Source organism: Constrictibacter sp. MBR-5, assembly GCF_040549485.1.
Classification (GTDB): domain Bacteria; phylum Pseudomonadota; class Alphaproteobacteria; order JAJUGE01; family JAJUGE01; genus Constrictibacter.
Window position 1 is genome coordinate 1 of sequence record NZ_JBEPTK010000030.1, and the last position, 19192, is coordinate 19192.

At 65.0% G+C, this 19192-nt stretch carries 19 protein-coding genes and 1 tRNA gene; 11 read left to right on the top strand and 9 right to left on the bottom strand.

From position 1 onward, the window contains the following. The 3 genes from ABIE65_RS27095 to ABIE65_RS27105 all read right to left on the bottom strand — a co-directional run. A partial coding sequence (locus ABIE65_RS27095; protein WP_354081878.1) for a hypothetical protein occupies positions 1-270 on the bottom strand: 270 nt, incomplete at its 3' end. A gap of 34 nt (positions 271-304) precedes the next feature. Further along, on the bottom strand, positions 305-1111 hold the full coding sequence (locus ABIE65_RS27100; protein WP_354081879.1) for an acyl-homoserine-lactone synthase: 807 nt from the start codon (positions 1109-1111) through the stop codon (positions 305-307). A gap of 157 nt (positions 1112-1268) precedes the next feature. After that, entirely contained in the window at positions 1269-2000 is a 732-nt protein-coding gene (locus tag ABIE65_RS27105; RefSeq protein ID WP_354081880.1) for a LuxR family transcriptional regulator, read from the bottom strand. Positions 2001-2269: 269 nt separating this feature from the next. On the opposite strand from ABIE65_RS27105, the gene ABIE65_RS27110 reads away from it, so the two are divergent. The 5 genes from ABIE65_RS27110 to ABIE65_RS27130 all read left to right on the top strand — a co-directional run bounded on the left by ABIE65_RS27110 (position 2270) and on the right by ABIE65_RS27130 (position 7770). Continuing rightward, positions 2270-2761 (top strand): hypothetical protein, encoded by a 492-nt coding sequence (locus tag ABIE65_RS27110; protein WP_354081881.1) that lies wholly within the window; start codon positions 2270-2272, stop codon positions 2759-2761. Between the two features lie 78 nt (positions 2762-2839). Continuing rightward, on the top strand, positions 2840-4111 hold the full coding sequence (locus tag ABIE65_RS27115) for an outer membrane beta-barrel protein (RefSeq protein WP_354081882.1): 1272 nt from the start codon (positions 2840-2842) through the stop codon (positions 4109-4111). Positions 4112-4158: 47 nt separating this feature from the next. Then, positions 4159-4674: a polysaccharide biosynthesis/export family protein gene (locus ABIE65_RS27120; RefSeq protein WP_354081883.1), complete on the top strand. Its 516-nt coding sequence runs from the start codon at positions 4159-4161 to the stop codon at positions 4672-4674. Positions 4675-4735: 61 nt separating this feature from the next. Next, complete coding sequence (locus ABIE65_RS27125; protein WP_354081884.1) at positions 4736-7069, top strand: GumC family protein; 2334 nt, start codon at positions 4736-4738, stop codon at positions 7067-7069. After that, a complete protein-coding gene (locus ABIE65_RS27130; RefSeq protein ID WP_354081885.1) occupies positions 7069-7770 on the top strand; it encodes a hypothetical protein in 702 nt (233 codons plus the stop codon). Before ABIE65_RS27125 ends, ABIE65_RS27130 begins: the two co-directional genes overlap by 1 nt. 10 nt (positions 7771-7780) lie before the next feature. On the opposite strand, the gene ABIE65_RS27135 is transcribed toward ABIE65_RS27130, so the two are convergent. After that, on the bottom strand, positions 7781-8296 hold the full coding sequence (locus ABIE65_RS27135; RefSeq protein WP_354081886.1) for an adenine phosphoribosyltransferase: 516 nt from the start codon (positions 8294-8296) through the stop codon (positions 7781-7783). 267 nt (positions 8297-8563) lie between these two features. Here ABIE65_RS27135 and ABIE65_RS27140 point away from each other — a divergent pair, with 267 nt between their 5' ends. The 3 genes from ABIE65_RS27140 to ABIE65_RS27150 all read left to right on the top strand — a co-directional run bounded on the left by ABIE65_RS27140 (position 8564) and on the right by ABIE65_RS27150 (position 13154). Continuing rightward, complete coding sequence (locus ABIE65_RS27140) at positions 8564-9544, top strand: TAXI family TRAP transporter solute-binding subunit (protein WP_354081887.1); 981 nt, start codon at positions 8564-8566, stop codon at positions 9542-9544. A gap of 81 nt (positions 9545-9625) precedes the next feature. After that, the gene (locus ABIE65_RS27145) at positions 9626-12250 is read left to right on the top strand and encodes a TRAP transporter permease (RefSeq protein WP_354081888.1); all 2625 of its coding nucleotides are present in this window, start codon (positions 9626-9628) and stop codon (positions 12248-12250) included. Positions 12251-12335: 85 nt separating this feature from the next. Beyond that, entirely contained in the window at positions 12336-13154 is an 819-nt protein-coding gene (locus ABIE65_RS27150; RefSeq protein WP_354081889.1) for a pentapeptide repeat-containing protein, read from the top strand. Between the two features lie 35 nt (positions 13155-13189). Here the strand turns inward: ABIE65_RS27150 and ABIE65_RS27155 are convergent, their stop codons facing one another. Further along, complete coding sequence (locus ABIE65_RS27155) at positions 13190-13960, bottom strand: enoyl-CoA hydratase/isomerase family protein (protein ID WP_354081890.1); 771 nt, start codon at positions 13958-13960, stop codon at positions 13190-13192. A gap of 127 nt (positions 13961-14087) precedes the next feature. Between ABIE65_RS27155 and ABIE65_RS27160 the strand changes: the two genes are divergently transcribed. The 3 genes from ABIE65_RS27160 (at position 14088) to ABIE65_RS27170 (ending at position 16848) form a co-directional block, all read left to right on the top strand. After that, positions 14088-14174 (top strand) — tRNA-Leu (locus tag ABIE65_RS27160). A gap of 97 nt (positions 14175-14271) precedes the next feature. Next, positions 14272-15858, top strand: coding sequence for a tyrosine-type recombinase/integrase (locus tag ABIE65_RS27165; protein ID WP_354081891.1), 1587 nt, complete (start codon positions 14272-14274; stop codon positions 15856-15858). An 81-nt stretch (positions 15859-15939) separates the two neighbouring features. After that, positions 15940-16848 carry a hypothetical protein gene (locus ABIE65_RS27170; protein WP_354081892.1) on the top strand — a complete coding sequence of 303 codons (909 nt, stop codon included), beginning with the start codon at positions 15940-15942 and terminating at the stop codon, positions 16846-16848. Positions 16849-16948: 100 nt separating this feature from the next. Here the strand turns inward: ABIE65_RS27170 and ABIE65_RS27175 are convergent, their stop codons facing one another. The 4 genes from ABIE65_RS27175 to ABIE65_RS27190 all read right to left on the bottom strand — a co-directional run bounded on the left by ABIE65_RS27175 (position 16949) and on the right by ABIE65_RS27190 (position 19006). Next, positions 16949-17497 (bottom strand): hypothetical protein, encoded by a 549-nt coding sequence (locus tag ABIE65_RS27175; RefSeq protein ID WP_354081893.1) that lies wholly within the window; start codon positions 17495-17497, stop codon positions 16949-16951. Between the two features lie 11 nt (positions 17498-17508). Further along, a complete protein-coding gene (locus tag ABIE65_RS27180; protein WP_354081894.1) occupies positions 17509-18168 on the bottom strand; it encodes a hypothetical protein in 660 nt (219 codons plus the stop codon). A 58-nt stretch (positions 18169-18226) separates the two neighbouring features. Continuing rightward, positions 18227-18427, bottom strand: coding sequence for a hypothetical protein (locus ABIE65_RS27185; protein WP_354081895.1), 201 nt, complete (start codon positions 18425-18427; stop codon positions 18227-18229). 135 nt (positions 18428-18562) lie between these two features. After that, positions 18563-19006, bottom strand: coding sequence for a hypothetical protein (locus ABIE65_RS27190; RefSeq protein ID WP_354081896.1), 444 nt, complete (start codon positions 19004-19006; stop codon positions 18563-18565). Between the last annotated feature and the right edge of the window lie 186 nt (positions 19007-19192).

Below are 19192 nucleotides of genomic sequence, written 5' to 3' on the forward strand. Positions count from 1 at the left end.
GCTGGCGGGGTGGGTCGTACCGCGGCCCCCCCGCCCCCGGCCGCCACCCCCGCCGCCGACCGCGCGCGGCGGGTGGGGCGGCGCCCGGCCGCCGCCATGGTCGGAATCGCGCGCGATGATATCGGAGGTCGCCTCCGCGGCGGCGCCGATGAAGTGCGCCGGCAGCTTGAGACCCGCCATCATCGCCTGCCGGTAGAGATAGTCGAGGCATCCCTTCAGGGTCTCCGGCGTGCAGGTCTGGTCGTCGAGGTTCAGGCGTTCGATGTTCATATGATCCTCTCTCGGGCACTCGTCGGACAAGGGCTCAGGCGGCGCGCCTTTGCGGGGCGGGCTCCGCCATGCGGGTGGTTTCCTGGAAGCGGGGCTGCCCATTGGCGGGGATCGGCGTCTCGATGGGCTGTGCGGACGCCGTGCCGATCGACGCTCCGCGCAGTTGGACCGGAGCGGGCGCGGCCGGGAACATCGGCGCGGGTGCCAACGCGGCATGCGCGGGCAGGCGCGCCGGAAGGACCGGCTCGGCGAGGCCTGTCCGCTCGCGGATCGTCGCCAGCACGTCGTCGCTGATGTCGAAGCGGCCCGCCATGGCGATGGTGCTGCCGATGCGGACGGGCGTACCGCGCCATGTGGGGACGACGCCCAGCCGCGGCAGGAGGCGCGCGATTCGCGCGTCGTACACGGTCACGAGCTCTTCGGCGCCGAGCGCCATGGACAGTTCGACGACGGCGCAGAATATCTCGGCGGTGGTCCGGCTCAGGGCGGCGAGGCCGGCCTTGCTGCCGTCATAGTCGCAGTCGACGGCGAAGCGGCTGCCCTCCCAGATGCGCGGGCTGGCGGGGGGCGGGAGACCGTCCATCAGCTGCGGGAAGACGTCGCGCAGCATGTATGGCCCGGTGGTGGGCAGCATCCGCCACGTGCCGGCAACGCGGCCGGCATCGTCGTTGGCGACGATGTAGATCGGATCGAGCGTGTCGAAGCGGTCCCATTCGAGACCGTTGTCCGAGGTCACGTCCCAGTCGAGCCGCCCCTTGAACACGCGGCTCCGCAGGCGGTGCATTTCGAGGATGTCGTGGGAGTTGGTCTTCCAGTCGTCATTGGTCAGGCACTGGATCACGGTCTAAGCCCCTTCGCTCGTCTCTCGGCGACGATTAAAGGGGCGGCTGCCGTCTAGAGGCAGCCCGCCATATTTGGGGACTCCCGGTGTGCCGGCCGGAGGAGAGGCGGGCGGACCGCCCGGAACGCCGGCCGGTCCGCGCGCCTCTGGTCGGCCGTCAGGGCAGGATGACCCCGAGCAGAATGGCCTTCACGACCGCATGGGTCTTGTTGTGAACGCCGAGCTTGGCAGCGGCCGCCTTCAGGTAATGCACGACCGTTTCCTGCGAGAGGCCGAGAATCCCGGCGACCTCCCAGGCGGTCTTGCCGCGGGCCGTCCAGAGCAGGCACTCCCGCTCGCGCGGCGCCAGCTGCGGGATCTTCCGCGGTGCGGGCCCCGTTCCGACGCGGGTCACCGCTTCGTGGCTGTAGAGCGCGATCAGGTGGAGCAGATGCCGATTCTGCCGCCAGAGTTCGCCGAAGCTCTGGTCGGGGACGTTGGCGGCGACATTCATCGTGGCGAAGCCGGATCCCGGGCCGTGGACGGGCACGGTGATGCCGCCGCGCAGGCCGAAGTCCCCCGCTTCGTCCAGCACCCGCCGTTGCGCGCTGCGGACGGGAAGGCGGGTATAAAGTTCCTGCCAGTTGATCGGTACGATCGCAGCCGTCGCCGCCGGCATGACCGGGTCGATGTTCACATAGTCGTTCGCGACGTAGTGTTCGCTCCAGGTCTCCGGATAGTTGCCGATATAGACGGGATCATAGGGACCGCCGGGCGGGTGAATGAGAAGATAAGCGTAGCGATCGAAGCCGAAGCGCTTGAGCGCGTCTTCGAGGATCGTAGCGATCGCGGCCAGATCGGGTGCCGATCTGAGCTTGTCTATGAAATCATCCAGATCCGCAGAAATCACACGCTGGCCCCCCTGCGCCGGGTGGGCATCCCGTCTCGGCCGCTCGAGATAGTGCCAATCGAGCCGAGCTTAGCATAGCGGAGTACAGGACCGGCGGGAATTCGCGCTTTCCCGGCGTAAAGCCGCCCTGTCACGACGTGTCCTTCCCATCGCAGATGCGACCTATAGAGGTTGCGATCGTGCACGCAACTTGACACAATCACGACCTTTCCTGCACTTTCCGATCGTCGAAGTCGGCTGGGACGCGTGTGTCGTCCACAGGGGGGGCAATGGGTACGTGCAACAGCATGCGGGCCGTCGTGATCGCTGCAGCGGCTCTGCTGGCGCCGGGCATCTCCGCGGCTTTGACGGTGGTGACCGTACAGCCGGACGGAGCGGTCTCGATCCGGATCGACGATCAGCCGGCGCTGGTCGTTCCGTTGCGCACCGCGGAACTGCTGCGGCGCGGCCTGACGCCGGATGCCAGCGCCGCCGAGGTCGAGGCATTGATGTCCGGCGCGGCATGCATCGCGCCGGCCGACGCGACGATGACGGCGGCGGTGGCGACCTATGCGCTCAGCATCGTTCCGGCGGCGCTGTCGGAAGCGGTGGTGAGCGGCACGCTGGCCTGCAATCCCGATGCGGCCGACGCGCTCGAGACAGCGGCGGGACCTGAGACGCCGACAGGCGATGTCGGCGTGGCCGACATCGGAGCGGTGGGTGGGATCTCCGGTGCCGGCAGCCAGGAACTGCCGCGTACCGGAAGCCCGAACCAGCTCTAGGCGGACCAAGTGTGGGTCTGTCGGGCAGTTTCCTAAGGTGATTTCGATATGAATCGAGCGACGGCTTGCACGACGGCGGTGGCAGTCGCGATTTGCGTCGTGGCGGTCGGCACGGTACCGGCGCGTGCGCAAGGGACGGCGTCCGTACCCGGGCCTGGGCCGGCGCAGGAAGAGGACGAGCGCAAGGTCACCGTGATGACCCGCCAGAAGCCGGAACTCGACCCGATCGGCGCGCGGCTCGGATCGTTCCTGATCTATCCCTCGGTCGGCGTGGGCATCGCGTTCGACGACAACATCTTTCGGACGGAGAAGGACCGCGAGGCGGACTTGGTGGCGCATGCGACGCCCGAAGTGCGTGTCCTATCCGACTGGAACAACCATGAACTGGTGCTCCGGGCAAACCTGGATGCGGGCCGCTACTTCGACAACACAGGCGAAGACTACACCGACTGGGGCGTGGAAACGTCCGGCCGCCTGGACATGACGCGGGCCACTCAGCTGTTCGGCGGGATGCGCTACGAGGAACTGCACGAGGACCGTGGATCGCCGGACGGCGCGGTCGGCGTGGAGCCGACACAGTATGACCGCGCCAGCGTGAACGTCGGCGGCAGTCATCGCCTCAACCGCCTGACCCTTACGGGAGAAGCCCGGTTCGTCAGGCTCGATTTCGACGATGTCCGGGCCGGTGGCGCCGGCCATGTCAACAACGACGATCGCGACCGGGACGTCTGGGTGGCGGCAGCCCAAGCCAACTACGAGATCGTCCCCGCCTATCAGGCCTTCGTCCGCGCGGTGTACAACGTGCGCGACTATCGGCTGGGGCGCGACGACTTCGGTATCGACCGGGATTCGGACGGTATCGAGGTCGTCGTCGGATCCGAGTTCGACCTGACCGGCGTTACCTTCGGCAACGTCTTCGCAGGCTATCGCACCCAGTGGTACGAGGACGACCGGCTCGACAGCATCGGCGGGTTCGCCTTCGGCGGGCAGCTGACGTCGAACTTCACGCCGATCACCACCGGCCAGATCACGGTCCAGCGGCAGATCGAGGAAACGAGCGTCAACACGGCCGAAGGATTCTGGTCGACCAGCGTAGGCGCGACGCTGGACCACGAACTGCTGCGCAACCTCGTTCTGCGCGCCGGCCTCGCCTACTACCTCCAGGAGTATGAGGGGATCGACCGGGACGACGATGTGTACCTCGCCAGGGCCGGCGCCCTCTGGCAGGCGAACCGGCATCTGAGTCTCGGTGCGACCTACACATACGAGCGCCGCGAGTCGAACGGCGAGGCGGCCGGGACGGACTATGACGACAACCGGATGATGCTGACGGTCACCGGAAGGCTGTGAGACCCCGGGACCCGGCGGGACGCCCGACGCAGGATGCGAGAGGTGCGATGCGAACGATCAGACTGATGGCGCTGGCCATTCTGTTGACGGCATTCGGCGCATGGGGAGCCGCCGCGCAGGAATACCGGCTCGGTTCCCAGGACAAGATCAGCGTGACCGTCTTCGGCGAAGACGACCTTTCGGGCGAGTTCGAACTGGACGGAGAAGGCAAGGTGTCGCTGCCGCTGCTCGGCGACATCCCGCTCGGCAATCTGACCTTGCGTGAGGCCGAGAAGGCGATCGCCGACCGTCTTCACCCCGACTATCTGCTGGATCCGAAGATCAGCATCCAGGTCGCGAACTATCGTCCATTCTACATCCTCGGCGAGGTCAAATCCCCAGGGAGCTATCCGTTCGTCAACGGCATGACGGTCGTCCAGGCGGTCGCGCTGGCGGGCGGTTTCACCTATCGGGCGCGGACCGACAACGTCGTGATCGTCCGCGCGGCGTCCCGGCAGGCTGCGAGCCAGACCACGGCGGTCATGCCGGGCGACATCATCGAGATTCCCGAACGGTTCTTCTGATCTCCCGCAGCATGTACCCGCCACGCGCCGCCGTGCGGTCAACCCGCCAAGAGGCAGTCCAGTGAAGGACCACGTCACCGCCCTCCCGGGGCCTTCGGGCTATCCGAGCGTCCGGCTGCCCTTCGCCGGCCTGCCCGTCGTCGGCGACGACGCACGCGCGATGTTCCGCCGTCTGGCACGCCGTCGTTGGACCATCGGCGGCCTGACCATCCTGTTCAGTCTCGTCGCGGCGATCGTCATCCTGCAGTTGACGCCCGTCTACACGGCGACGACGCATGTGATGATCGAGCCGCGGCAGTCGCGGGTCGCCGACGTCGAGGAGGTCCTCTCGGGTCTTTCCGGGGAGCGGGAAACCATCGAGAGCGAGTTGCGGGTCATCGCCTCGCGAGCCCTGGCGGAGAAGGTGATCGCCCGCCTCGGCCTTGCGGACGATCCGGAGTTCAACGCCGAACTGCGGCCGCGCAATGCGCTGCTGGCCGCGCTCGACCCGCGGCCGTGGCTGGACAGGAACGGCTGGCTCGATCCGCAAGTCTGGGTCGGCGAGCCCACCTGGACACGGATCATGGAATGGCTCGGGCCGGATCTTCGGGAACTGGTCGAGGCGCGCGGCGAGGCGACCGTGTCGGAGGAGGAACGTCTCGAGCATGAACGCGCACGCATCGTCGACACGTTCCTGGACAGACTCGACGTTGCCGCCGAAGGACGGTCGCGGGTCATCGCGATCTCCTTCACCAGCGCTGCCCAGGACACGTCGGCGCGCGTGGCGAACGCGTTGGCGGAACTCTATCTCGTCGAGCAGCTCGAGGCGAAATACGAGGCGACCCGGCTGGCGACGACCTGGCTGAACGAACGTGTCGCCGAGCTGCGCGAGAGGGTCGTTGAATCGGAGCAGGCGGTCGAGGCGTTCCGCCAGCAGGCCGGCCTGATCGAAGGCAAGGGCGTGACGGTCGCGTCGCAGCAGGTCTCGGAGCTCAACACGCAACTCATCCTGGCGCGCGGCGAACGCGCCGAGGCCGAGGCGCGGCTCCGGCAGGTCCAGTCTCTGGTGAGCAGCCGCGGCGGCACCGAGTCCGCCGCCGAGGTGCTGCGCTCGCCGCTGATCCAGCGGCTCAAGGAGCAGGAGGCCGAGGTGCTGCGCCGTGCGGCCGACCTTTCGCAGCAGTATGGCGTGAAGCATCCACGCATGATCGGCGTGCGCGCCGAACTCGATGACATCAAGGCCAAGATCGCGAGCGAGGTCCGCCAGATCGTCCAGGGCCTGCGCAACGAAGCCGAGGTCGCACGGGCACGCGAAGGCACCCTCGTCAGCGGCCTCGACGCGCTCAAGCAGAACATGGGGCGCGCCAACTCTTCCGAGGTCCGCCTGCGTGCGCTGGAGCGGGAGGCGACCGCGAACCGCTCCCTGTTCGAGAACTTCCTCGCCAGACTGAAGGAGACGACGGCGCAGGAGAATCTCCAGCAGCCGGATGCGCGCGTCATCTCGCGCGCCGACATTCCCGAGTACCCGGCCTTCCCGCGCACGAAACTCATGCTGGCCGGCGCCGGCCTCGCCGCGCTGGCGGCCTCGGTCGCGATCGTCTTCCTGCTGGAACGGCTCGACCCCGGCTTCCGGAGCAGCGACCAGATCGAATCCGCCCTCGGCGTGCCGGGGCTCGGGCTCGTTCCGCTCCTCACCGGATGGCGGAGCGTCGGTCGCAACCCGGAGAGTTACGTCGTCAACCGGCCGACATCGGCCTTCGCGGAATCGCTCCGCACGCTGCACACGGCCCTGCTGCTGTCGAACGTCGACCAGCCGCCCAAGACGGTGCTGGTCACGTCGTCGATTCCGCGCGAGGGGAAGTCGACCGTCGCGATCTCGATGGCGCGACTGATGGCCCGGTCGGGACGTAAAGTCCTGCTGGTCGACGGCGACCTCCGACGCCCGCGCGTCGATACCGCCCTCGGCGTCGGCGGCCAGCCGGGGCTGGTCGAGGTGCTGGCGCGTGCGGCGACGTTCGACGAGGCGGTGAAGCATGACGACGACACGGGGCTCGATATCCTGCCGGCCGGCGAGCGGCCGACGAGCCCGCCCGATCTGTTCGCGTCGGCCCAGATGCGGTCGCTCCTGGCCGACCTTCGGGAACGCTACGACCTGGTGGTCATCGATTCGCCGCCGGTTCTCGCCGTGTCGGAAGCGCGGATCCTGGCGCGGCTGACCGATACCACCATCTTCGTCATCCGCTGGGCGATCACGCCACGCGAGGTCGCCGCGATGGGCGTGAAGCAGGTGCGCGAAACCGGTGCGCACGTGGCGGGAGCGGTGCTGTCGCAGGTGAACGTGAAGAAGCACGCCCGCTACGGCTACGGCGACTCCGGCTACTATTACGGTGCCGCCCGCCGCTACTACGCGAACTGATGTCTGCGGCCGCCTTGCGGCGCCGCTGGGTGCCGGCCGCCGTCGTTGCGACCGCGGCGGCGGCGCTGATCGCGATGGCGGTGCCGCGCCTCGTCGCCGGCATTCTGTTGATCCCCGGCGATCCCATCCTGCGCCGTGTCCTCGAGCGGGTGTCCGTCTCGGCGGCCGAACTGGAGCGGCTGGCAGAGTCGCGCCGCGCCGCACTGAACTGGCATGCGCGCGGCCGGACCGGCACCGACCTGGGCCTGGCCCTGCTGCTGCGGGCCGAGCGGATGCGCATCGTCGTCGCGGAGCGCGACCTCGCACCGGCCCGGGCGGCGATTATTTCCGCACTGGCTCAGGCCCCCGCGAGCCCGCACGGGTGGCTCCGGCTCGCCATCCTGGAGCAAATGGCAACGCGTGACGCGGGGGCTGTCGCCCGTCTCGTCGAGATGTCCATGCTCACGGGACCTGCCGAGCGCGAGATCCTGTTTCCGCGGCTCGAACTGGCGCTCGCTGTCTGGGGTCACGGGACAGGCCCGTTCCGCGATCTCGTCCGGCCGCAGCTCGACTGGGCGTGGCGGGCCGACCGGACGGCGACGGCGCGCATCGCCCGGCGCACCGGCGCGCTCGACGTCCTGCGCACCAGGCTGGCCACGAACCGCCCGGACGAGCTACCCGCACTGGAACGCGTTCTGGCGAGGCTGTCGCACGAAGCGTGAGCGGGCGACGTCAGTCGTCGTAGGAGACCAGCGACGTGAAGGGGATGTCGAGTTTGGCGCGCCCGCCCAAGAAGTTGAGCTCGATGACGCATCCACCGGCGACCACGTCGGCGCCGACGCTGCGCAGAAGCTCTACGCCCGCGGCCATGGTGCCGCCGGTCGCGAGCAGGTCGTCCAGCACCGCCACGCGCTGCCCCGGATGGACGGCGTCGCTCTGGATCTCGACCGTGTCAGAGCCGTATTCCAGATCGTAGGTGTAGGGAATCGTCGGGCCCGGGAGCTTGCCCTTCTTCCGGATCATCGTGAAGCCGATGCCGAGTTCCAGTGCGAGGGGTGCAGCGACGAGAAAGCCGCGTGACTCGATGCCCGCCAGCATATCCGGCCGAGACGGCCTGATGGCCTCGGCCAGCTTGTCGATCGTGTACCGCCAGGCCCCGGCGTTCGCGAGCAGGGTGGAGATGTCGTAGAACAGGATTCCGGGCTTCGGGAAATCCGGCACGCCCCGGATATGGTCCTTGATGTTCATCGCTGGCGATCTCCTGGCCGGCATGTACCGGGCGAGGGCGGTGGGGGGCGCATCCTACCGACCATCCGCCGTTTTTGCCACGCTGCGGAGCGGCTGCTAGGCTGAGTTATGCGCCCTGCTCGGCGGATTCCTGAAGTGACGGACGATCGAAAAGGCCTGGGACCTTCGCGGCGCCGCGGGGCGTTCGTCAGGGTGAGGGTGGCTCGGCGATCTGCGGCAGGGAGCCGCCGATCGGTACCGGTCAACAGACAAGTGAGGGAGTGCAGAATGAAACCAGTGTTCGCGAGCCTTGCCGCGGCGGCTATCGTTGGAATCGGGGCCGTCCTGGCGGGCGGGACGGCGACGGCGGCCGAACAGCGCTTCGTCAGCATCGGCACCGGCGGCGTTACGGGCGTCTACTATCCCGCGGGCGGTGCGATCTGCCGGCTGGTCAACAAGAACCGCAAGGAGCACGGTATCCGCTGCTCCGTCGAATCGACCGCCGGGTCGATCTACAACCTGAACGCCCTGCGGCAGGGCGAGTTGGAGTTCGGCATCGTCCAGTCGGACTGGGAGTATCATTCCTCCAAGGGATCGTCGCAGTTCAAGGAGCAGGGTCCGGACAAGAAGCTCCGCGCGGTCTTCGCGCTGCATCCCGAGCCCTTCACCGTGCTCGCCCGCGCCGATTCGGGCATCAAGACGTTCGAGGATCTCAAGGGCAAGCGCGTCAACATCGGCAACCCGGGTTCGGGGCAGCGCGGCACCATGGATGTGGTCCTGGACGCCATCGGCTGGAAGGTCGGCGATTTTGCGCTCGCGTCCGAGCTGAAGTCGTCCGAGCAGGCGCAGGCGCTGTGCGACAACAAGGTCGACGCCATCGTCTTCACCGTCGGCCACCCCAGCGGCTCGATCCAGGAGGCGACAACCTCCTGCGAGTCGCGGCTCATCTCGGTCGATGGGCCCGCGATCGATAAGCTCGTTTCGGAGAACCCCTACTACCGCAAGGCGACGATTCCGGGCGGCATGTATCGCGGCACCGACGAGGACATCACGACATTCGGCGTCGGCGCGATCCTCGTGTCCTCTTCGGACGTGCCGAACGAGGTCGTGTACCAGACCGTGAAGTCGATCTTCGAGAACTTCGACGACTTCAAGCAGTTGCACCCGGCCCTGGGCAACCTGGACCCGAAGACGATGGTGACGGAGGGCCTCTCGTCGCCGGTGCACGAGGGCGCGGCGAAGTACTACAAGGAGAAGGGCTGGCTCTGACGGCAGCATGAGACGGGGAGGCCCAGGCCTCCCCGTTTTCGGTGTCAGGCCCGCGTCGCGGGCGGTGGATGAGGGGGCGTGATGGACCAGGCACCGGACCGGCGGACTGCACCGGATGCAGAGCCGAACCTGCAGGACATGGTCGCGGCGGCCGACACCGGCGCACGCTCGCCCGTCGGTGCCCCGGGAAGGATCCTCGCCGGCGTGGCGCTGGCGTGGTCGCTGTTCCAGCTGTGGATCGCCTCGCCGCTGCCGTTCATGATCACCTTCCTGCCGGTGCTGAACGACACCGAGACGCGTTCCATCCATCTCGCCTTCGCCGTCTTTCTCGCCTTCACGGCCTATCCGGCGCTGATGCGCTCGCCGCGCGACCGGGTGCCGGCGCCGGACTGGGTGCTGGGTGCGATCGGCGCCTTCTGTGCCGCCTACCTCTTCCTGTTCTACGAGGAACTCGGTCGCCGCTCGGGCCTGCCGACCACGCTGGACCTGGTGACCGCGGGGGCGGGAATGCTCCTGCTCCTCGAGGCGACCCGCCGGACGCTCGGCCCGCCGCTGATGGTGGTGGCGCTGGTTTTCCTCGCCTACGTCTTCTTCGGCAACCACCCCATCCTGCCCGAGGTGGTGCGCTGGAAGGGGGCCTCCTTCTCCAAGGCGATGACCCACCAGTGGCTGTCGACCGAGGGCGTCTTCGGCATCGCGTTGGGCGTGTCGACCAGCTTCGTGTTCCTGTTCGTCCTGTTCGGCTCGCTGCTCGACAAGGCGGGCGCCGGCAACTTCTTCATCAAGCTCGCCTTCGCGCTGCTGGGGCATCTGCGCGGCGGTCCGGCGAAGGCGGCCGTGCTGTCGTCCGCGATGACCGGCGTCATCTCCGGTTCGTCGATCGCCAACGTGGTCACGACCGGCACCTTCACGATTCCGCTGATGAAGCGCGTCGGCTTCACGGCCGAGAAGGCGGGGTCGGTGGAAGTGGCCTCGTCGGTGAACGGTCAGATCATGCCGCCGGTGATGGGTGCCGCCGCCTTCCTGATGGTCGAGTATGTCGGCATACCCTATGTCGACGTGGTCAAGCACGCCTTCCTGCCGGCGATCATTTCCTACATCGCTCTTCTCTACCTCGTGCACCTCGAGGCGATGAAGAACGACATGCCGGTGCTCCCGAAGTCCGGCCCGAAGAAGACATTGCCGATGGCGGTCGTGACGGCCGGCATCACGATCAGCAGCATCATCATCCTCGCCGGCGCGGTCTACTACGCCATTACGGGCGTGCAGGCGGCGCTGGGGACGGTGTCCACGCCGATCCTTCTCGCGCTGACGGCGGCCGTCTATGTGGCCCTGGTGGCCTTCGCGGCGCGGCGCGAGGATCTCGAACTCGACGATCCCGACGAACCGATCGTGCATCTGCCGCGGCCGCTGCCCGTCCTCGCGACCGGCCTCTATTACCTGCTGCCGATCGTCGTGCTCGTCTGGTTCCTCATGATCGAGCGCAACTCGCCCGGCCTGTCGGCCTTCTGGGCGGTATGCCTGCTGCTCGTCATCCTTCTGACCCAGCGGCCGCTGAAGCAGCTGTTCCGTGGCGAAGGCCGCCTGGGAGAGGCGCTGGCCGCCGGCTTCGCCGACACGCTGTCGGGGCTTATTTCCGGTGCGCGCAACATGGTCGGCATCGGCATCGCCACGGCGACGGCCGGAATCATCGTCGGCACCGTGACGCTGACCGGGGTCGGGCAGGTCATGGCGGAGTTCGTCGAGCTGATCTCCGCGGGCAACCTGCTGCTGATGCTGATCTTCACGGCGATCATCAGCCTGATCCTGGGCATGGGACTGCCGACGACGGCGAACTACATCGTCGTGTCGTCGCTGATGGCGGGCGTCGTCGTGCAACTCGCCGCGCAGGGCGGATTGATCGTGCCGCTGATCGCGGTGCACATGTTCGTCTTCTATTTCGGCATCATGGCCGACGTGACGCCGCCGGTGGGGCTGGCGTCCTTCGCGGCGGCGGCGATTTCGCGCGGCGACCCGCTGAAGACCGGCGCGACCGCGTTCTTCTACTCGCTCCGCACGGTGATCCTGCCGTTTCTATTCATCTTCAACACCGACCTGCTGCTGATCGACGTCGGCTGGGTCGGCGCCATCGGCGTCTTCGTCTCGGCCACGGTGGCGATGCTGCTGTTCGCTGCGGGGACGCAGGGCTACTTCCTGGCGCGCAGCCGGCTCTGGGAATCGGCGGCGCTGCTGCTGGTGGCGTTCACGCTGTTCAGGCCGGGCTTCTGGCTCGACATGGTCGACCCGCCGTTCCAGCGCCTGGAGCCGACGCGGCTCGAAGAGGTCGTCCGTGCCGCTCCAGACGGCGCCGAGCTGCGGCTCGTCGTGGAGGGGGAAACCGTCGGCGGCCGCGAGGTGAAGCGCACCGTGCTGCTGCCCCTGGCCTCGGCGGGGCCGGGCGGGGACGTGCTGATGGACCGCGCCGGCCTCGCCGTCGTGGCGGAGGGATCGATCGTGACCGTGGACGATGTCGGTTTTGGCGGTCCGGCGGAGACGGCGGGAATCGATTTCGACTGGCGCATCGTGGCGATCGAGATGCCCGTCGAACGACCGCCGAAGGAGCTGTTCTACATTCCGGGACTTCTGCTCCTGGCGCTGGTCGTGTTCGCCCAGTGGCGGCGGCGGCCCGCGGCGCACGTCGCCCGCCAGCTGGGGGTCACCGCCTGAGCGGCGCCCGGCCCGAACTCACGCGATGCGGGAACCGCGCAAACGGACGCATCGTTCTGCTCGACACCTTCGCGGGAGTTTCCGCATGAACGCGCCACGCCTACTGGTCGCAATCCTCCTGGCCGGTGCCGCTTGGCACGGCAACCAGCCGGCGGTCGCCGCCGACCAGAAGGCGGTCGACGCGCTGCTCGCCTCGCGCCAGTGCGGCGGCTGCGACCTGCGCGGCGCGATGCTCCGCGACAGGGACCTCGGCGGTGCCAGGCTCGACAAGGCGAACCTGCGCGAGGCCGAGCTCAAGGGAACCAACCTCGCAAGAGCGAGCCTGCGCGGCGCCGACCTGCGCAGGGCGAGCTTCGAACGGACCAACCTGCAGGGTGCGGACCTTTCCGGTGCCGAGCTCCGCGGCAGCGACCTCGAGAAGGCGGATCTCACGGGCGCGAAGCTCGGCGGCGCCGACTTCCGGGAGGTCGATGCGGAGAAGGGCGTGTTCGAGGGGGCCGTCTTCGACGGGGCCGACATGCGCCAGGCGGAGATGAAGCGCTCGAACCTGCGCGGTGCCAGCCTGGCCGGCGTGTTCGCCGAGGAACTCGACGCCGAACGGTCGGACCTCGAAGGCGCGATCCTCACCAAGGCGAACCTCAACCGGGCCGACCTCGACCGCACCAACATGCGTGGCGTGAAGGCGCAGGGCGTCAATCTTTCGCGCGCCAACCTGAAGCGTGCTGACCTGGCCGGCGCAGACCTGCGCGGGGCGAGGCTGGGCGATGCCGACCTGCGGCTCGCCCGCCTGCCCGGGGCCGACCTGACGGGGGCCGACGGCCTGTCGCAGAGTCAGCTGGACGACGCCTGCGGCGACTCCGCCACCCGCCTGCCCGGCAGCCTGAAGCTGCGGGCCTGCGAGTAGTCGAGCGGCGGCGGGACTTTATTTGCGAGCAGGCCCTACCAGCGAGGCGGCCGCTTCTCGTTGAACGCGGCCAGGCCTTCCTGGGCGTCTTCGGTCTCGATGATGTTGCAGATCGTCTCCACGACGTTCTCGATCGCCCGGCGGTACTCGAAATCGTTCGCACGCATGAACGAATCGCGGGCGAGGCGCATCACCACCGGCGACTTCGACGCGAACTCGCGGGCGAGCGCGCGTGCCTCCTCTTTCACCTTCGCCTGCGGCACGACGCGGTTCACCAGCCCATGCTTCTCCGCCTCGTGTGCCGAGATGGGCTTTCCGCCGAACAGCAACTCGAACGCCTTGTGCCGCCCGATCTGGCGGGGCAGGTGGACGAAATGCATCGCGGGGATGACGCCGACGTCTATCTCCGGATAGCCGAGGCTGGCCGTCTCGCTGGCGATGAGCACGTCGCAGGAGACGGCCAGGGTGACGCCCGCGGCGCGGGCCGGGCCGGTCAGCGCGGCGATGGTCGGCTTGCCCATGCGGTACTGCAGGTCGTGCATCTCGAAATAGAGCTTCTCCAGGAAGCGCCTGAGGTCGAGGCCGCTGCCGCCGCGAATCATCGCGAGATCCATGCCGGCGCTGAAGGCGTTGTCGAAGGCGCTGGTGAGGATCACGGCACGCACGCCGGGGTCGTCCTTCGCCAGCCGATAGGCGGCGTTGATTTCCTCGGTGAGCTGGTGGTTGATCGCGTTCACCGGCGCACGGCGCATGGTGATCTCCGCGACCCGGTCGGAGACGGCGTAGTCGATGGTTTCGAACGTCATGCTTGCTCCCTGATGCCGTCGAGCGGCGTTGTGACGCGCAGACCGGCCGAGACGAGAAGCCGTCCTTGATCGGCCGTGCGCAATTTGCTATCTCCCGCGCTCACCCCGGCCTGCCGGGGATTTGAATGCGGTCGTGGCGGAATTGGTAGACGCGCAGCGTTGAGGTCGCTGTGGGGGAAACCTCGTGGAAGTTCGAGTCTTCTCGACCGCACCACAAAATCAGCCCGGAAGCCCAATATGTTAAGGGTTTCCGGGCTTTGTCGTTCTAGGGTCGGTGCACAGACCAGTGCACAGAGCGGTACACACCGACCATGGGCAGCCACCTGACGACCATAGCCGGACGCTTCTACTACAAGCGCCGAATCCCTTCCGATGTAGCTCACCTGTTCCCGCGCCCTCTCTGGAAAGAGGCCCTAGGTACCAGCGATGGGCGACTCGCTGAGCAGAAGGCAAGGGCAAGGGGACAGGAACACGATTCACTCATCGAGGTGCACCGCCGTGAGCTTGAACGCCAGCGCACGCGCCAGCACGCCGACGAGCTTGCGAAGCTCCTGCCGCCTGATGAGCGCGCATTGGTCCTAGCCGCAGGAGGTGTTGACGCTCTAGAGGCTGAGGCCGCACATGACCGCGACAGCCTGCCCTACGTTCGGGCTGCGCGGGATGAGCTTCAGAGCCTTCTAGATTCAAAGCCGCACCTGCTGAACGGGATGCGCCAGAATGAAAAGATCCGCGAAGATCCGGAATGGCCACGGGAGCGGGAGGACCTGGAGCGGGAGGACCTGGAGCTAGAGCTAAGGCAGGCGCGCGCGTCGATTGATACGCTCCTAGAACAGGTGACCCGCAAAGAGCGGACCCTAGGCAAGCTGGGGGTGGTCACGACGCCCGAAGGCGAGCCTGAGGCAGCGAGCGCGCCCAACCTCGGCGAGATCGTGTCCCGGTGGGCGAAGGAGACGGAGGCACCCCCGCAGCACGTCGAGCAATACCGGTATGTGGCGAATCGCTTCGCGCAACTGCATGGCGATCTTCCGATAACGGAGATCACGAAGGCGCATATCCGGGCATTCAAGGACGCCATCGGGAAGCTGCCGAACAGCACCCGCGCTGACATCCGCGAAGCCAAATTGCACGACGCAATCCGCCTAGGCGCGGCAAAGGGTTTACCGCCCATCACACCGCGGACAGTAACGAAGCACGTCACCGGGCTGGCCACCCTCTTGCGCTATGCGGAGGGAGCGGGATTCATCGAAACCAACCCAGCGGCCGGTATCCGCTTTCCAAAGGTGAAGGGCAAGATCAGCGACCGCGAGCGCCGGAAGCCTTTCAGCCGCGAGGAACTGGCAACCCTGTTCGCGGCTATCGACGCGGCGCACGGGGCCACAGAAGACGACTATTGGATTCCGCGCATCGCGCTGTACCACGGCTTGCGGGTGGAAGAGGTGTGCCAGCTATCCAGGGACGACGTACGGCAGGACGGCACAACCTGGGTTATCAGCGTCAACGACTCAGGCGACAAGAAGGTCAAGAACGAGTCCAGCGCTCGCACCGTGCCGCTGCACCCCACGATGATCGCTGAGGGCTTCCTGAAGCACCGGGAGCGTTCCACGGGGCCGCGCCTCTTCGCCACACTGGCGCCCGATGGTCGCGGACGGCTGGGCGGACCATACGGTAAGCGCTTCGCTCGCATCCTCCGTGAGAAGGCGAAGATCACCGACAAGAGTCGCACGTTCCACAGTCTGCGGCACCGCTTCGCCGATGCCTGCCGCAACGCAGGGGTGCCCCACGAGATCATGGCACGCCTCATGGGCCACACGGTTGGATCGCGCGTTAGCGCGGGTTATGGCACGGGCGAAAGCGTCAGTGTGCTGGCGTCGTGGCTGGCGAAGGTTCAGCCCCTATGAGAATATCGATTTCCGCAGGTGGCTATATAGTTTCAACGATACCGGCCAGGATGGACGTTCGCGAGGCCGATTCGCTTTACGATGGAGCGCCCGATGTTTGGAGAAAGGCTATACGACGTAGAGCATGCATTATCGATGCATGCGTATAGTTATGTACATTTTCCGGCGCGAGACATTTACAACCCCAATCTAAAGAAGGCATTTGCGGACATTATTGAGAAATGTCATATCTATATTATTGGCGAATGCCCGTTGATAACATTTCATGATGTGCGGCAGGATGGCGATTTGTTGTTTTTTAAGCTCAGCGTGTTCGGGGAATATTATGAAATAAGTTTCGACATTCCAAGTGGCGCCATTTTGAAATGCGAGAATGGCGGATACTATGTATTAACAAAGGGCGGAGAGCGAGTGTTCCCCAACATGACTGCGGTTCAGCTGAAACTGCATGCGGAAGGGGTTCGGCTTGGATTTGAGGTAAAGTACATCGGTCAGGCGTATGGAAAGGATGGCTCCCGGAACGCGCTGGATCGATTGTTGAAGCATGAAACTCTACAAAAAATATCTCTTAGCGGCGTAAAGGATGGTTATCGCCTTGATGTTCTGCTTTTGGAGATACAGCCGGATAATAGAATTATTACCCTGTTCAATCCATTTGCCTTAAACCAAGAGGATACGTCCGCGCGAATTGAAAACGGGTCAGCAAAATTATTCGACACAAGCGAAATTGAACGGATAACTCTATACGAGGCATCGATGATAAGGTATTTTCAGCCGAAATATAATCGCGAGTTCAAAGATAGTTTTCCATCAACAAATATGAAAGTTTTGAAAGATTGTTATGATAAAGATTTTTCTGCAGTGGTTGCCGAAATATGTATAGACGATTTGCCTTTCGATTTATTTTCAGAGTTCATTGAGATGGCTCCCTATCATGTTGTTCGGCATAATCTTCATGAAGGTCGGGAGAGGGAGATGTTTTTTTCGTAATCCATACCTGATCTAAGGGGGCGGGCCGTGCCTTAGCTGACTCAGCTTAATGACTAAAAATGGAACAGTGTGACCGCTAGCGCACTGACGTGCCCATCCCCTATGGCACAAGGGTTGTTCCGAAGCTGACTTGCACAAGCGGCCACCCGATGCCGCCGACGAAGCATGAGGAGGACAGGACGGCGGACGCGATCCAAGCGCGCGCCCACCGCGTCTGTCTGTCCCAGGCCGCTTCGGCCCGTGAATCGCACGTCGCGTACTCTTCAATGAGCCTGTTGCGACCCGCATTCGCGCCTTCCGCGAGGTGTGCCGGCGAGGCAACTATCTCCACGGTCTTGTCGATTGCCGCCTTAACCTGATCCCTATTATGTGCTTGCGCAAAATGCTCAGCCTTCTCGTGCAGTTGCTTTGACAAAAGCAGGATCGAAACGCCAGCAGATAGAATCCCCACCAGAAATAGCCAGAGGGACGGAAGCAGAAGTTGCAATGCGTGGTCCGGATTTGGTAGTTGCGCAGCTAGCGAGATCATTGCCACGGTGCCTGCCGCAGAAGCGACCCCTAGCCACACGACCCACTGCCTCAGATATGCGTCGCCTTCCGCATTTAGGCTTCGCACCAAATCGCCAATGTTGCCAGATCTATCCGCCATGAAAGTCGCTCTTAGAGGCGTTCTGACACGAAGGTCTCTATGTACGCTATCATGTCGGTAACATCGCTTTGAGTGAACTGCCCTGAGTGGCCGTGCGCGGCGTTGTTTCGAATATCAGCTAAGGCAGTTATCCGTTTTTGCACAAGCAAGTTGTACTCGCCTGCTTTGCACAATCCTTCGTTCATCTTATTCAAGCTGCCCGTATCTATTGAGGCATCAAGGCAAAGCTGCCGAAGCGTGGTCTCCAAGACAGTACCCGCTATGACGGCCGCCGCGGAAATGTAGCCGCCCGACATAAGCTCTCTAGCTTGATCAAGCTCGCTTCCAAATACCTCCGCTTGCACAAGGTTGCGGAAGGAGTTCAGATAGCCGCCCTCATAATCCTCTTTGGCAGCAAGAAAAATCGACCGCAATTCCTTAAATTCGCCGTATCTATCGCGAAAGCTCCGCAGTTCTTCAGATTTCTTGAATGTACTTAGGTGTTCGGATTCGGCGCCGCAAACTGAGACAATCGTGCTGCGCGCCTTGACCTTCCAATTTAGAAAAAGCTCGTCGTCTACCTTATTATAACTTCCGTTCTCCGAGCGAACATGTTCCTTACTCGCCTCAATGGCTTCCACTTGCTGGGCTAATTCGGAAAAGCGCTTCGTAAAGAGCGAGGTCTTCGGCACATCCCCTCCCGCTGTCCGGATCGCGGCAGCCAGCGCCCGACGAGCGCTAGTTACGAGCTTACTCCGACCGTTCGGCGCCTAACAACCTCTCGCACACGACCCGCGCCATCCGCAGTTCGGACGAACCAAGGTTCGAATTCGTCAGGACCGAGTTCGCCAACCGGATCAGGATCACGATTTCTTCGTCGCTCAGCGTGGGTTTGTGCCGCTCCAGCACATCGAGCGCGGCGGCACGGTCGGCTTCGGTGGCGTATGGCATGGCGGATCGTCCTGCATGTTCCTTCTTTGTTCCAAATTAGCGGCAGGACCTGGAAATGAAAAGAGGCCGCAGCCGGTTGGTCGTCGGCTGCGGCCTCACTGGCAGGCGCGGCGTCAAAAACGCCCGCCAGTTATCTCATTGCGGTTCCGTGGGGCTCGGTAGCGCCTGAAGCTTGTTAAGGCTGGCGATCAGGGTCGCTACGTCCATGGGCGCGCCTTCGCTCTTACGATCCGATATGAATGTGACGTTCTGGCCGCCGAACATCCCGATGGCCTTGCCGATCAGTTCAAGCGTCTGGTTAGCATGCCGAATGTTCCCGGCTTCGCGTGCCTGCTGTAGCAGGCCCACAAGCTCCGAGAGGACGTAATGCGGGGTCGGTCCGCCGGGGCCAAGCTGAGGTGCCGGAGCCCGTCCGCCGTGCTCGACCACGCGCGCCGCGACATCGGGGCGGCTCAACAGGCGCTTTGCGTAGGTCGGATTCCACTTGAACCCACAGTTCGCAAGCGCGTCGGGCGCCGGCATCCCAGCCGCCACCAGCTTGGCAAAGTCTTCGTGCTTCGGATTAGCAAGTCTGCCCATCTTAGTACCACATCTCTCTAGTGCCCACCTGCTCGACAGGCATTAACAGCCAAGCCGCAAGCAATACCGCTGAGGCATCAAGGCCGTATTGCTGTCAAACGGCGTTCAAAGCTGACCCCGTATCGGCTTGCAATATTGACCCCCTGAAGTGCTCGCTGCCGTCCTGGGTGATGCGGAGCCGTAGGC